The 13,460-nt window shown below is 66.9% G+C and carries 14 protein-coding genes; 11 read left to right on the forward strand and 3 right to left on the reverse strand.

The genetic code is table 11. The features are described from left to right. The first annotated feature begins 3 nt into the window (after positions 1-3). The 4 genes from mftD (at position 4) to mftG (ending at position 4,904) form a co-directional block, all read left to right on the forward strand. Positions 4-1,194 carry a pre-mycofactocin synthase MftD gene (mftD, locus tag ACZY08_RS09820; protein ID WP_463745016.1) on the forward strand — a complete coding sequence of 397 codons (1,191 nt, stop codon included), beginning with the start codon at positions 4-6 and terminating at the stop codon, positions 1,192-1,194. 132 nt (positions 1,195-1,326) lie between these two features. Continuing rightward, entirely contained in the window at positions 1,327-2,070 is a 744-nt protein-coding gene (gene mftE, locus ACZY08_RS09825; RefSeq protein WP_463745015.1) for a mycofactocin biosynthesis peptidyl-dipeptidase MftE, read from the forward strand. After that, positions 2,067-3,479, forward strand: a complete 1,413-nt coding sequence (gene mftF / locus ACZY08_RS09830; protein ID WP_463745014.1) for a mycofactocin biosynthesis glycosyltransferase MftF — start codon at positions 2,067-2,069, stop codon at positions 3,477-3,479. Before mftE ends, mftF begins: the two co-directional genes overlap by 4 nt. Positions 3,480-3,485: 6 nt before the next feature. Continuing rightward, a complete protein-coding gene (mftG, locus tag ACZY08_RS09835) occupies positions 3,486-4,904 on the forward strand; it encodes a mycofactocin dehydrogenase MftG (protein WP_463745013.1) in 1,419 nt (472 codons plus the stop codon). On the opposite strand, the gene ACZY08_RS09840 is transcribed toward mftG, so the two are convergent. Then, a complete protein-coding gene (locus ACZY08_RS09840) occupies positions 4,834-6,465 on the reverse strand; it encodes an MFS transporter (protein WP_463745012.1) in 1,632 nt (543 codons plus the stop codon). The two genes, mftG and ACZY08_RS09840, sit on opposite strands and share 71 nt — an antisense overlap. Positions 6,466-6,550: 85 nt before the next feature. Between ACZY08_RS09840 and ACZY08_RS09845 the strand changes: the two genes are divergently transcribed. After that, positions 6,551-7,180: a TetR/AcrR family transcriptional regulator gene (locus tag ACZY08_RS09845; protein WP_463745011.1), complete on the forward strand. Its 630-nt coding sequence runs from the start codon at positions 6,551-6,553 to the stop codon at positions 7,178-7,180. Here the strand turns inward: ACZY08_RS09845 and ACZY08_RS09850 are convergent. Next, positions 7,165-8,418 carry a cytochrome P450 gene (locus ACZY08_RS09850; protein ID WP_463745010.1) on the reverse strand — a complete coding sequence of 418 codons (1,254 nt, stop codon included), beginning with the start codon at positions 8,416-8,418 and terminating at the stop codon, positions 7,165-7,167. The two genes, ACZY08_RS09845 and ACZY08_RS09850, sit on opposite strands and share 16 nt — an antisense overlap. Before the next feature lie 107 nt (positions 8,419-8,525). Here ACZY08_RS09850 and ACZY08_RS09855 point away from each other — a divergent pair, with 107 nt between their 5' ends. Together ACZY08_RS09855 and ACZY08_RS09860 are read left to right on the forward strand one after the other, a co-directional pair. Continuing rightward, on the forward strand, positions 8,526-10,151 hold the full coding sequence (locus tag ACZY08_RS09855; protein ID WP_463745009.1) for a carboxylesterase/lipase family protein: 1,626 nt from the start codon (positions 8,526-8,528) through the stop codon (positions 10,149-10,151). Between the two features lie 5 nt (positions 10,152-10,156). Beyond that, a complete protein-coding gene (locus ACZY08_RS09860; protein ID WP_463745008.1) occupies positions 10,157-10,510 on the forward strand; it encodes a nuclear transport factor 2 family protein in 354 nt (117 codons plus the stop codon). Positions 10,511-10,574: 64 nt separating this feature from the next. Here the strand turns inward: ACZY08_RS09860 and ACZY08_RS09865 are convergent, their stop codons facing one another. Further along, complete coding sequence (locus ACZY08_RS09865) at positions 10,575-11,045, reverse strand: hotdog fold domain-containing protein (protein ID WP_463745007.1); 471 nt, start codon at positions 11,043-11,045, stop codon at positions 10,575-10,577. A gap of 474 nt (positions 11,046-11,519) precedes the next feature. Here ACZY08_RS09865 and rpsJ point away from each other — a divergent pair, with 474 nt between their 5' ends. From rpsJ to rplW, 4 genes are read left to right on the forward strand one after another with little or no spacing between them, the layout of a single operon-like run. Next, positions 11,520-11,825 (forward strand): 30S ribosomal protein S10, encoded by a 306-nt coding sequence (rpsJ, locus tag ACZY08_RS09870; RefSeq protein WP_003925843.1) that lies wholly within the window; start codon positions 11,520-11,522, stop codon positions 11,823-11,825. Between the two features lie 14 nt (positions 11,826-11,839). Further along, positions 11,840-12,490 (forward strand): 50S ribosomal protein L3, encoded by a 651-nt coding sequence (gene rplC, locus ACZY08_RS09875; protein WP_166902623.1) that lies wholly within the window; start codon positions 11,840-11,842, stop codon positions 12,488-12,490. Beyond that, positions 12,490-13,146, forward strand: coding sequence for a 50S ribosomal protein L4 (gene rplD / locus ACZY08_RS09880; protein ID WP_463745006.1), 657 nt, complete (start codon positions 12,490-12,492; stop codon positions 13,144-13,146). The genes rplC and rplD overlap by 1 nt, the downstream gene beginning before the upstream one ends. Beyond that, positions 13,146-13,448 (forward strand): 50S ribosomal protein L23, encoded by a 303-nt coding sequence (gene rplW / locus ACZY08_RS09885; protein WP_463745005.1) that lies wholly within the window; start codon positions 13,146-13,148, stop codon positions 13,446-13,448. The genes rplD and rplW overlap by 1 nt, the downstream gene beginning before the upstream one ends. Positions 13,449-13,460: the final 12 nt, after the last annotated feature.

Below are 13,460 nucleotides of genomic sequence, written 5' to 3' on the forward strand. Positions count from 1 at the left end.
CCCATGGCTCGTGATACCTGGTTCGAGACCGTCGCCATCGCTCAGCAGCGGGCGCGCAAGCGGCTGCCCAAGTCCGCCTACTCGTCGCTGATCTCTGCCAGCGAGAAGGGTGTGACGGTCTCCGACAACGTGGAGTCGTTCGCCGAACTCGGTTTCGCCCCGCATGTCCTCGGCGCCACCGAGAAGCGTGAGATGTCGACAACGGTCATGGGGCAAGACATTTCGATGCCCGTCATCATCTCGCCGACTGGCGTGCAGGCGATCGACCCCGACGGCGAGGTGGCCGTGGCCCGCGCGGCTGCGGCGCGCGGTACGGCCATGGGGCTGTCGTCGTTTGCCAGCAAGCCGATGGAAGAAGTCACCGCCGTCAACGACAAGGTCTTCTTCCAGATCTACTGGCTCGGGTCCCGCGACGAGATCGCCGAGCGGGTGCAGCGCGCGAAGGACGCAGGTGCGGTCGGCATGATCGCCACGACCGACTACAGCTTCAGCCACGGCCGCGACTGGGGTAGCCCGAAGATCCCGGAGCGAATGGATCTCAAGACCATGCTGCGGATGTCTCCGGAGGTGCTCACCAAGCCGCGTTGGCTGTGGAGCTTCGGCAAGCACCTTCGCCCGCCGGACCTGCGGGTGCCGAACCAGGGCCGGCGTGGCGAGCCGGGACCGGCGTTCTTCGACGCCTACGGGCAGTGGATGGGCACGCCGCCGCCGACCTGGGAGGACATCGCCTGGCTGCGCGAGCAGTGGGGCGGCCCGTTCCTGCTGAAGGGCATGGTGCGGGTCGACGACGCCAAACGTGCCGTGGACGCGGGTGTTTCGGCGATCACGGTGTCCAATCACGGTGGCAACAACCTGGACGGCACGCCGGCGGCGATCCGTTGCCTGCCTGCCATCGCCGACGCGGTGGGGGACCAGGTCGAGGTTTTGCTGGACGGCGGGATCCGACGCGGCAGCGATGTCGTGAAGGCCGTGGCGCTCGGCGCCCGGGCCGTCATGATCGGACGGGCCTACCTGTGGGGCCTGGCAGCCAACGGCCAGGCGGGTGTCGAGAACGTGCTGGACATTCTCAGCGGCGGCATCGACTCCGCGCTGCGTGGGTTGGGCAAGTCCTCGATCCACGACCTGACGCCCGACGACATTCTGGTCCCGGAGGGATTCACCCGAACCCTCGGTGTGCCGCGCGCGGGCGCCTGAGGGGCTTACCGTCACCCTAAGGTGCAGCGTGACAGGGGTGGCGGGAGGGACGTACGTGATGCCGATGGCGGGTGCCGGGAAAGCAAAGGCAAATCAATTGCTGCCTGTGCTCCAACAATTGGCGCACAGTAGGTGAATTCGGCCTACCATCGGCACGTGGCTTTCCCCAGCGGGCTCGGGAACTCAACGTCGAGACAGCTACGCAGCTTGTCGCCAATGTTGATCGTCCCAGTGGGCTCTACCGAGCAACATGGCCCGCACCTGCCCCTGGACACCGACACGCGTATCGCCGCCGCCGTGGCGCAGGCACTGCCCGACCACCTCGCCGGCGTATCGGCCGGTGACTGGGTGGTCGCGCCGGCCGTCCATTACGGCGCCAGTGGCGAGCACGAGGGGTTCCCAGGCACGGTGTCGATCGGCACCGCGGCCCTGCGATCGTTGCTGTTGGAGTACGGACGTTCTGCGTTGAACTGGGCGTCGCGACTGGTCTTCGTCAATGGTCACGGGGGGAATGTGGAGGCGCTGGCCGCTGCGGTGGCCCTGTTGCGCCGGGAGGGCCGCGACGTCGGCTGGGTTCCGTGCACGGCCGTGGGTGCCGATGCGCACGCGGGGCATACCGAAACATCTGTATTGCTACATATTTCGCCCGGCGATGTCTGGATCGATGAGCTGACTCCGGGCAACACCGCGCCACTGGCCGAGCTCATGCCGGCGATGCGCAGTGGCGGGATTGCTGCGGTCAGCGAAGCCGGCGTACTGGGTGATCCGACAACCGCCACAGCTGCCGAGGGGGAGCGTATCTTTGCTGAGATGGTCAACGGCTGCGCCGGCCGGATGCGGCGTTGGCAGCCGGACCGGAACGGATTGCTGACATGACCGGACCGAGGCTGCCCGACGGTTTCGCCGTGCAGGTGGATCGCCGGGTCAAGGTGCTCGGGGCCGGCGCGGCCCTACTCGGCGGGTCGCCGACCCGGTTGCTGCAGCTGGCTCCGATGGCGCAGACCATGCTCAACGGCGGCCGTCTGGAAGTGCACGACGCGCAGAGCGCGCAACTGGCCCGGACTTTGCTCGACGCCACGGTCGCGCATCCGCGCCCGCCGAGCGGGCCGTCGCACCGTGACGTCACGGTCATTGTTCCGGTGCGCGACAACGTATCCGGTCTGCATCGGCTGATCGCGGCGTTGCGGGGCCTTCGGGTGATCGTGGTGGACGACGGCTCGGCGGTTCCGGTCGCGCAATCAGAGTTCGCCGGCATGCACTGCGATGTGCAGGTCCTCCGGCACTTCCGTAGCAACGGTCCGGCGGCCGCCCGCAACACCGGCCTGGCCGCGACGGAGACCGATTTCGTGGCGTTCCTGGACTCCGATGTGGTGCCGCGGCGTGGGTGGCTGGAGGCATTGCTCGGACACTTCTGCGACCCGGCGGTGGCCCTGGTGGCGCCGCGCATCGTCGGGCTGCACACCGCCGACAACGTCGTCGCCCGGTACGAGGCCGTTCGTTCGTCGTTGGACCTCGGGTTGCGGGAGGCGCCGGTGGTGCCTTACGGCCCGGTGTCCTACGTACCGAGTGCGGCCATCATCTGCCGGCGCTCGGCGCTGGCCGCGGTGGGCGGATTCGACGAGACCATGCACTCCGGTGAGGATGTTGACCTGTGCTGGCGGCTGGTCGAAACCGGGGCCCGCCTGCGGTATGAACCGATCGCGCTGGTTGCTCATGATCACCGGACGGATCTGCGAGAGTGGTTCAACCGCAAGGCTTTCTACGGTACGTCGGCGGCACCGTTGACCGTCCGGCATCCGGGCAAGACCGCCCCGGTGGTGATCTCCGGGTGGACGCTGATGGTGTGGCTGCTCCTGGCCATGGGGTCGTGTTTCGGGTACCTCGGCTCGGTGGTGATCGCGATCTTCACCGGCCGGCGGATCGCACGGTCCCTCAGCAACGTCGATACCGAACCCACCGAGGTCGCTGCGGTGACCGCGCGCGGGCTGTGGTCGGCGGCCCTCCAGTTGTGTTCGGCGATCTGTCGGCACTACTGGCCGGTCGCCCTGGTTGCCGCCCTGATGTTCCGGCGGGCCAGACACGCGGTGCTGGTGGCCGCGGTGCTCGACGGCGTGGTCGACTGGGCGACCCGGCGCGGCAATGCCGACGGCGACACCAAACCCGTCGGTCTGCTGACCCACATCCTGCTCAAGCGTCTGGACGATCTCGCCTACGGGATCGGCTTGTGGACCGGTGTGGTGCGGGAACGTCAGCTGGGCGCGCTCAAGCCGCAGCTGCGGAGCTAACGCGAGTTGGAGCGCGATGTCCTGATCGTCGGTGCCGGAAGCGCCGGATCAATTCTGGCTGAACGGCTTTCCGTCGATCCCAGCTGTCGGGTCACAATCGTGGAGGCCGGTCCGGCGCCGAGTGACCCGCGGGTGGCGGCACAGATCACCGATGCCCTGCGGCTGCCGATCGGAGCCGCGAGCTCGGTGGTCCGGCACTATGCATCGGTGTTGACCGACAACCCGCCGCGGCACACCGAGATCATGCGGGGGTCGGTGGTGGGTGGCTCCGGGGCGGTCAACGGTGGGTACTTCTGCCGGGGGTTGCCGAGCGACTTCGAGCGGTGGGGCGTGCCCGGGTGGAGCTGGGACGATGTGCTGCCGCATTTCCGCGCCATCGAGACCGACCTGGATTTCGGCACCGCCCTGCACGGGGACGGCGGGCCGATAACCGTCCGTCGGGTACGTGAATTCGACGGTTGCACAGCATCATTCGTCGATGCGGCGACCAGTGCCGGATTCGGCTGGATCGACGACCTCAACGGTTCGGACGTTCCGTTGCCGCTGCCGCCGGGCGTGGGTGCCGTTCCGCTGAACATCAACGGCGGCAACAGGGTTGGGCCGGGTGGCGCCTACCTGCAGCCCGCCCTGGGCCGGCCGAATCTCCGGCTGGTGACCGACACCCGAGTCGGCCGCGTGCTGTTCCGTGCGAATCGGGCTGTCGGGGTGCGGTGCGACAACGGGTCGGTTCTCAGTGCTGATCGAATCATCCTGTGTTCCGGGGCAATCGGATCAGCGCACCTGCTGCTGTTGTCCGGTATCGGGCCGGCGGCCGAGCTTGAGGCTCTCGGCATCAAGGTGGTCTCCGGCCTACCGGTCGGCATGCACACCGTGGACCATCCGGAATGGGTGCTACCTGTCTCCTGGGCGCCGACGCACGGCCTGCCGCCGTTGGAGGCCGTGCTCACCACTGCCGATGGTATCGAGGTACGTCCCTACACCGCCGGCTTCGCGGCCATGGTGCACGGGCCCGGGCATGACCCCGCCGAACTTCCGCACTTGGGGGTGGCGCTGATGCGTCCGCACTCGCGGGGCCGGGTCCGGTTGGCGTCGGCCGACCCAACGGTGGCGCCGGTCATCGAGCACCGCTATGACACCGTGGCCGAGGATGTGGACGCTTTGCGTCGAGGCGCCGAACTGGCTCGCGAATTGGTCTGTCACACAGCTGAAGTCGGTGATGCGTCGTGGTCGACATCGCAGCATCTGGCCGGCACCGCGCCGATGGGGACGGGGGCTGAGGCGGTACTCGACCCGACCTGCCGGGTGCTGGGGGTCGAGGGGTTGTGGGTGGTGGACGGGTCGATCATGCCGGCCATCACCAGTCGCGGCCCGCACGCGACCATTGCCATGATCGGTCATCGGGCTGCGGAGTTTCTCGCGACCTGAGCCGCCGGATGGCCCGGAGCTGCTCACCGTCGCGGCCCGGCGCCCAGATCCCGACGAACACCGCGGCCACTGCCAGCACCACCGCCATCACCAGCAGGGCTGAGTTGGTCGCGTCCAGGAATGCCTGCTTGGCGAGCGTGCCGACCGCCGTGCCCTGCGGACCAAGTTGCCCTGCCACCGCGAGTGCCTCGGCCAGCGAGCTGAGAATGGGCTCGCGTATCTCGGCGGGTAGGCCGGTCAGCTTGGGCCCCAGGTGATTCTGGTACTGGGCGGCCAGGATGGACCCGGCCACCGCGATGCCGAGGGCGGCACCGACTTCCCGGGTGGTGTCGTTGACCGCGGACGCCACGCCCTGTTTCTCGTCGGGGACCGCGCCCATGATGGCCGATGTCGTTGGTGCAGTGCACAGGCCGATGCCTGTGCTGATGATCAGCAGTGGCCAGGTGTAGTCGAGATAGCCGGAGTCGAGCTGCAGCAGCCGCATGCACGACAGGCCCGCGGCGATCACCAGAAGCCCGATCGTCACGCACAGACGCAAGCCCAGCCGCGGCAGATAGAGGTGCGTGGTGGCGCCCAGGAGAAGCACGGGAATCATCAATGGACAGAGGGCGATTGCCGTCTGAATCGGGCTGTATCCCATGACCAGCTGGATGTACTGCATGCTGACGAAGAAGTAGCCGAAGTTCGCGAAGAACAGGAACGTGACGCCCACCGCGCCGGTGGCGAAGTCGGGTTTTCTGAACAGCCGGACGTCGAGCAGCGGGTACCGGCGTCTGAGTTGCACGAACGCGAACGCAACCGCGAGGCCGATTCCGCCGGTCATACAGCCCCACACCATCGGGTGCGTCCAGCCCCGCACCGGGGCTTCGACCACCCCGAGCACGAAGGTCGCCACCGCCGCGCCGATCAGTACCGCGCCGATCCAGTCCAGCGGCGCGGCATCCTCATCCCGGGAGGAGGACACGGTGCAAGTCAGGATGAACAAACCGACCCCGGCGAGTGCGAAGGTCGCAAAGATGGATTGCCAGGGCCAGAAGTGCAGCAACCCACCGGTGATCAGGAAGCCGAAGACGGCTCCCGATCCGACGACGCCGGCCCAGATCCCAACTGCCTTGTTGCGCTCGGACTTTGGAAACGCAGCGGTCAGCAGCGACAGGGTGGCCGGCATGATGAAGGCGGCACCGGCCCCGGCCACGGCACGGGAAGCGATCAGTTGGACGGGGTCGTCGAACAGCATCGGTGCCGCCGAGGCGACGACGAAGACCGCAAGGCCGGTCAGTAGGGCGCCGCGTCTGCCGTAGCGGTCCCCGATCGCGCCCGCGGGCAGGAGTAGGCAGGCCAGCACCAGGGTGTACCCGTCGATCACCCACGTGAGTTGGGCCTGGGTGGCGGCGGTCTCGCGGGCGATGTCGGGCAGCGCGGCGTTGAGGGCCACCATTGACGCGATCACGATGGAGACGTCCATACAAGCCACGGCGAGCAGCCAGTACCGCTGCCGGATCGACAGATATGCCAGGCCCGCATCTATATCCTGGCCAGAATCGACGAGGGTGTCAGACACGCTGGGCACCTCCTGCGTCGATGAAGTTTCGAGACTAACAGTCTTGGAGCGAGACGGTAAGTCTGTTTTCTGGAGGTGTTGGCGAATGACTGCCGAAAGCGGTGACCCGCGTCCGGCCCGGTCCCGGGCCCGGTTGCTCGAAGCGGCGACGTCCTTGTTGCGGTCAGGCGGTCCGAGTGCGGTCACGGTCGACGCGGTCACCCGCGCCGCGAATGTGGCCAGGGCGACGTTGTACCGGCACTTCCCGAGCGGAAATGACTTGTTGGCCGCGGCATTTCGGGCTCTCATCCCGGCTGCGCCGATGCCGCCGGAGGACGGGCCGCTGCGTGACCGGCTGATCGCCCTGGTTCAGGCGCAGGCCGACTCGATCGCCGAGGCGCCGATCAGCATCACCGCGATGTCATGGTTGGCGCTCGGCGGCGACATGGAACAGCTGCCGTGGCGGACGGACGACAGTGCCGAGGTACGGACCTTGCGTGAACGGGTGGCCGAGCAGTACGCCCTACCGTTCGAGGCGATTTTCGACAGCCCCGAGGCCGTCGTCGAGCTCGGCGACGTCGATCGCACGCAGGCCGCCGCACTGCTGCTGGGTCCGATCGTGTTGGGCAAGCTCAGCACGCTGTCGGAATTCGACTACACCACCTGCGTGCGGGCCGCGGTGGACGGCTTCCTGGCCACCCACCGGCGGTCAGAACAGTCTCAGCGCAGCGAGTAACGAATCGGCAGGTGCTTGAGTCCGCCGACGAACGTGGTCGCGGAAAGCTCTGGTGTTCCGGCCAATTCGATGGAGTCCAGGCGGCTCAGCAGCTCGGTGAACAAGCTGTTCATCTCCATCCGGGCCAGTGCCGCGCCCAGGCAGAAGTGCACGCCGTATCCGAAAGCCAGGTGCTTGTTCGGGTCACGCCCGACGTCGAAGCGGTGCGGGTGGTCGAAGACCTCCTCGTCACGATTGCCCGAAGCGTAGGCCAGATAGACGGATTCGCCCTTGGCGATCGGCACGCCGCGCACCGTGGTGTCGGCGGTGGCGGTTCGCATGAACTCCTTGACCGGGGTGGACCACCGGATCATCTCTTCGACTGCGCTGCCCATCAACTCGGGCTGTGCGCGCAGCCGGGCCAACTGGTCGGGATTCTCGATGAGCGCGTGGAGTCCGCCCGAGATCGCGTCCTTGGTGGTGTCGTGGCCGGCGCTGGCGACGATGACGTAGTACGACGCGGTGTCGACGTCGGTCAGCGGCTCCCCGTCGATGGTGCCGTTGGCGATCGCCGACGCCAGGTCCTCGGTCGGGTTCGCGCGGCGCGATGCGGTCAGCGCGGAGAAGTATGCGAAGAAGTCCATCAGGACGGCGAGCTGGTCCTCCAGTGAGCCGCCGTCGCGCTTGTACTCGTCGTCGTCGCCGCCGAACATCTCCTGGGTCAGCATGTGCATCCGCGAGAAGTCCTCTTCGGGGAGCCCGAGCAGGGACATGATCACGTAGAGCGGGAAGTCGACGGCGATCGCGGTGACGAAATCGCACTCGGGACCGATATCCCGCATCTTGTCGACATAGCGTTTGGCGAGCTCGTCGACGCGAACCTTGAGCGCCCGCATTGCCTTGGGGCGGAACCAATCTGCCCCGATGGCCCGCACCTTGCGGTGGTGGGGGTCGTCCATGTGGATCAGCGTGCGCAGGCCCATCCCGGCCTCGAGCTGCTGTTTGGCCAGATCGTCGGCGGCGGCGGTGGCCAGGAGTGGCCGGGGCTCGCTGATGAAGAGTTCGTTGTCCCGCTCGACGGCCATGATGTCGGCGTGCTTGGTGATCGCCCAGAACGGTCGGTAGGGCCGGTTGTCCACCCATGCCACCGGATTGTTGGCGCGCAGGTGGGTCAGCGCGGTGTGCAGGCGTGCGTCGTCGGCGTAAGCCGTCGGATCGGCGAGCACCTTCGCGGCGTCATCCATTGTCGGCGCGCTCATCGAGACTCCTCACTGCCGGGGATTTGACGGGTGTCAATTACCACCATATGTGATCGGCGCCACGCAAGGGAGCAGATTTTGTCGATCGGCCCCGTACGCTCGCAGCCATGCGGTCTGGGCGTCGCGTCGTCGCGTTGCTGGCAGTGCTGGTGATGCTGGTGGGAGGCTGTGCACGGGGTGGCGGTCAGGCGGTGACGCCCGGTCATCCGGCCGATCATGCGCCGGGCCAAGCGCAGGGGCTGGACCCGGCGATCGTCCGGACCGTAGCCGGAACCCTGCGCGGCACAGTGGCATCCGACCACCGGCTCTTCGCCGGGGTGCCGTATGCCGCCGCCCCGGTGGGGCCGATGCGGTTCTCCGCGCCGGCGCCCGCACCGGGATGGCAGGGGGAGCGCGACGCCACCCGGCCCGGCCCGCGCTGCATCCAGGACCCCGATTCAGATCCCGAACGCGGGGCCAACGCCGCCGAGGACTGCCTGAGTCTGAACGTCTGGACGCCGCCGGTCTCGGATGCGTTGCGCCCCGTGATGGTGTGGATCCACGGCGGCGCGTTCGTGGGCGGCAGCGGCGATATCTATGACGCGGGCCGGTTGGCCGCGCACGGCGGCATCGTGGTGGTGACGATCAACTACCGTCTCGGCACGCTGGGGTTCCTGGCCCACCCGGCCCTTGGGGTCTCCGGTGACATCGGCAACTACGGCCTGGCCGACCAGCAGGCGGCACTGCGGTGGGTTCGCGACAACATCTCCGACTTCGGCGGCGATCCGGAAAAGGTCACCGTCGCCGGTGAATCCGCGGGTGGCATGTCGGTGTGCGACCATCTGGTGTCGCCGGGTTCGGCGGGATTGTTCCGAGCTGCGATCCTGATGAGCGCGCCGTGCCATGCGCAGGCCGACATAGCCACGGCGACCCGACGCTCGCTCGATTACGCAGCCGCCGCCGGATGCCCCGATCTCGTGGTGGCCGCCAACTGCCTGCGTGGACTGCCGGTGGACAGCCTGCGAAAACCAGTGTGGTACTTCAATATCGGCAGTGACGAGCTGACCGGTCCGGTCACCGGATCGGCCTTGGTGCCTCAGGCCCCGTTGGCGGCATTCGGATCTGACCGCGCCGATCGGGTGCCGGTGCTGATCGGTACCACCCGTGATGAGTTCACGCTGTTCGTGGCGTTGCGCTATCTGCGTCAAGGCCAGCGCTACGTCGTGGGGGACTACCCGCGACTCCTGTCCGAGACCTTCGGCGCCGACGCCGCAGCCGTCGGTGCCTCCTATCCGATCGATCGGTACGGCGGTGTGGCACAGGCGTATTCGGCGGCCGTCACCGACGGTGACTTCGCGTGTGTCTCGGAGCGGATGGCCGGTGAACTGTCCCGCGCCGGGCCCGTCTACGCCTACGAGTTCAACGACCGCTCCGCGCCGGCGCCGGAGGTTCTGCGAACGCTGCCCTTCCCGGTCGGAGCCAGTCACTCGTTGGAGCTTCGCTATCTGTTCGACGTGGGCGGGGCGCCTCCGTTGGACCCGGCGCAGCAACGCCTCTCGGACCAGATGATCGACTACTGGAGCGCTTTCGTGCGCACCGGTGATCCCGCGGCCGACGGTCAGCCGGGGTGGCCCGAATTCGACGGCGCCGGAACACCGCCCCGAATGTCGTTGCAGGCCGACGGCAGTCGCGTCGACAATGGCTACGCACATGAGCATCAATGCCCGTTCTGGGCCGGGCTGAGGGGTAAGTGAACTCGATGGCGACACCGGATCCACATGCATTCGCCGAGGAATGGGTGAAGGCGTGGAACGCGCACGACGTGGAGGCGGTGCTGGCGCATTTCCGCGACGACGTGGTGTTCAGTTCGCCGGTCGCAGCGCGCGTCTTCCCGGAGACCGGGGGCGTGGTGCACGGTAAGGACGCATTACGCCATTACTGGACCACGGCGTTGGCCGGCATGCCGGATCTGCATTTCGAGGTGCTTGCGACATACCGTGGCGAGTCGGCCCTGGTGATCCACTACCGCAATCAGAACGGCGGTTTGGTCAACGAGGTGCTGTTGTTCGACGGTGCACTGGTGCGCGAAGGGCACGGCACCTATTTGGACTAGTGCCGACGGTGCGCTCAGATCGCGGTTTCGGCGCAAATCACGATCTGAGTGCACGCTCGGTGAACTAGGCGGGCGTCACCCAGGTGGTGATGTCGGCGTGCACCACTTCGACGCCATGGCGGTCGGTGATGCTGACCGGCACCACGATGTCGGTGCCTTCGGCGAGGGTGCCGAAATCCGGCGGGATGAGCTCGGCCCGGGCCCGCAGCGATGTGGTGGCCTTGGCGAGGTACTGCACGTTCATCGCCTTGGGAATCCAGCGGTGCGTCGTCGGCACGGTGGCCTCCATCAGCATGCCCATCGCCATCTCGGCGGCATTGCACGACGCGATGGCATGCACGGTGTGCAGGTGGTTGTAGACGTAGAACCACTTCGGCACGGTCACCTCGGCCAGGCCGGGCTCCATGCGGACGACGTGCGGCAGGATCGACGCGAAGTAGGGCACCCGGGCCATGGCCGCCGCCGAGAACAGGTAGGTGCCCAGTGGCTTGCCGGACAACTGCTGCCAAGCGCGGTACGTGGAGGTGACGGTCACCGCGCCTACCTTACTCACAAGTAAGATAGGGATCCGCGCAGCGCCGGAGCACCCAGATTGAAGTGAGGGATAAACCCGGGCCCAGATGTGTCCCTGAGCGCAATCTCGGCGCCGATCGGGGCGGCGTGCATGCACGCCCCCGACCTGCTCGATCGTGGATTTGGAGCACGCCAGGTTCTAAGGCATACTGTTCGGGTTGCCTTGCGCCGGGTATTTCCTGGCCGGGCATACGACCGGCGCCCCCACGGGCGCATCCGGTCCCAACACTAGATCGCGACTGATTTCCAGGGCGAGAAAGTGTGCGCGAGGGCGACACGCCCGACCGCGGGGGTCGGTGGACCACAGACAGGTAAACAGCGGCGGCAAATTCTCGGCGCACCCGCGCCGAGGCACCAGGCCCGACGGGTTTCGGTGGGTTTTTCCCATCGAGTTCCGATACGGCCGGCCGATGTACGAAGTAGAGGTAGGAGAAGCGTGGCGGGACAGAAGATCCGCATCAGGCTCAAGGCCTACGACCATGAGGCCATTGATGCCTCGGCGCGCAAGATCGTCGAGACGGTCACCCGTACCGGTGCCAGCGTGGTGGGCCCCGTGCCGTTGCCGACCGAGAAGAACATTTACTGCGTCATTCGGTCGCCGCATAAGTACAAGGACTCGCGGGAGCATTTCGAAATGCGCACCCACAAGCGACTGATCGACATCCTCGACCCGACGCCGAAGACGGTTGACGCGCTCATGCGCATCGATCTGCCGGCAAGTGTCGACGTCAACATCCAGTAGGAGACCCGAGAAAAATGGCTAGAAAAGGCATTTTGGGCACCAAGCTGGGCATGACGCAGGTGTTCGACGAGAACAACAAAGTCGTCCCGGTGACGGTCGTCAAGGCCGGCCCCAACGTGGTGACCCTTATCCGCACCCCCGAGCGCGACGGCTACAGCGCCGTGCAGCTCGCCTATGGCGAGATCAGCCCGCGCAAGGTCAACAAGCCCGTCACCGGTCAGTACGCCGCCGCGGGTGTCAACCCGCGCCGCCACCTGGCTGAGCTTCGGGTCGACGAGGCTGCTGCCGCCGAGTACGAGGTGGGCCAGGAGCTGACCGCCGAGATCTTCGCCGACGGTGCTTTCGTCGACGTGACCGGCACCAGCAAGGGCAAGGGCTTCGCCGGCACGATGAAGCGTCACGGCTTCGCCGGCCAGGGCGCCAGCCACGGCGCCCAGGCAGTGCACCGTCGCCCCGGCTCCATCGGTGGCTGTGCCACCCCGGGCCGCGTGTTCAAGGGCACCCGGATGTCGGGCCGCATGGGCCACGACCGGGTGACCACGCAGAACCTCAAGGTTCACAAGGTCGATGCCGAGAACGGCGTGCTGTTGATCAAGGGCGCAATCCCCGGACGCAACGGTGGTCTGGTGGTTGTCCGCAGCGCAATCAAGCGAGGCGAGAAGTAATGACTCTCAAAATTGATGTGAAGACTCCGTCCGGCAAGACCGACGGCAGCGTCGAGCTGCCCGCGGCGCTGTTCGACGTCGAGCCCAACATCGCTCTGATGCATCAGGTCGTCAACGCGCAGTTGGCCGCCAAGCGTCAGGGCACGCACTCGACGAAGACCCGCGCCCAGGTCTCCGGTGGCGGCAAGAAGCCGTACCGGCAGAAGGGCACCGGCCGGGCTCGTCAGGGCTCGACCCGTGCACCGCAGTTCACCGGTGGTGGCGTCGTGCACGGCCCGCAGCCGCGCGACTACAGCCAGCGGACCCCGAAGAAGATGATCGCTGCCGCCCTGCGCGGTGCGCTGTCGGACCGGGCCCGCAATGAGCGCATCCACGCGATCACCGAACTGGTCGAAGGTCAGACCCCGTCCACCAAGAGCGCAAAGTCGTTCCTTGGGGCGATCACCGACCGCCGCAAGGTGCTCGTGATCATCGGCCGGACCGACGAGGTGGGCGCCCGTAGCGTTCGCAACCTGCCTGGTGTGCATGTGATCTCGCCGGATCAGCTGAACACCTACGACGTGCTCAATGCCGACGACCTGGTGTTCAGCGTCGAGGCGCTGAACGCGTACATCTCAGCGAGCACCAAGGACCAAAAAGAAGGAGCGTCGGTCTGATGGCAACGATTACAGACCCCCGCGACATCATCCTGGCCCCGGTCATCTCGGAGAAGTCGTACGGGCTGATCGAGGACAACGTGTACACGTTCGTCGTGCACCCGGACTCGAACAAGACGCAGATCAAGATCGCCGTCGAGAAGATCTTCGGCGTCAAGGTGAGTTCGGTGAACACCGCCAACCGACAGGGCAAGCGCAAGCGCACCCGCTCGGGCTTCGGTAAGCGCAAGGACACCAAGCGCGCCATCGTCACTCTGGCCGCCGGCAGCAAGCCGATCGAACTGTTCGGAGCCCCGGCGTAAGCGCCGGGAACT

It is taken from the genome of Mycobacterium sp. IDUB_9 (assembly GCF_055419505.1).

Coding starts and splice junctions, on each gene's coding strand:
- mftD (WP_463745016.1), top strand. CDS start 4: ATGGCTCGTGATACCTGGTTCGAGACCGTCGCCATCGCTCAGCAGCGG.
- mftF (WP_463745014.1), top strand. CDS start 2,067: ATGACCGGACCGAGGCTGCCCGACGGTTTCGCCGTGCAGGTGGATCGC.
- ACZY08_RS09845 (WP_463745011.1), top strand. CDS start 6,551: ATGACTGCCGAAAGCGGTGACCCGCGTCCGGCCCGGTCCCGGGCCCGG.
- ACZY08_RS09850 (WP_463745010.1), bottom strand. CDS start 8,418: ATGAGCGCGCCGACAATGGATGACGCCGCGAAGGTGCTCGCCGATCCG.
- ACZY08_RS09855 (WP_463745009.1), top strand. CDS start 8,526: ATGCGGTCTGGGCGTCGCGTCGTCGCGTTGCTGGCAGTGCTGGTGATG.
- ACZY08_RS09860 (WP_463745008.1), top strand. CDS start 10,157: ATGGCGACACCGGATCCACATGCATTCGCCGAGGAATGGGTGAAGGCG.
- rplC (WP_166902623.1), top strand. CDS start 11,840: ATGGCTAGAAAAGGCATTTTGGGCACCAAGCTGGGCATGACGCAGGTG.
- rplD (WP_463745006.1), top strand. CDS start 12,490: ATGACTCTCAAAATTGATGTGAAGACTCCGTCCGGCAAGACCGACGGC.
- rplW (WP_463745005.1), top strand. CDS start 13,146: ATGGCAACGATTACAGACCCCCGCGACATCATCCTGGCCCCGGTCATC.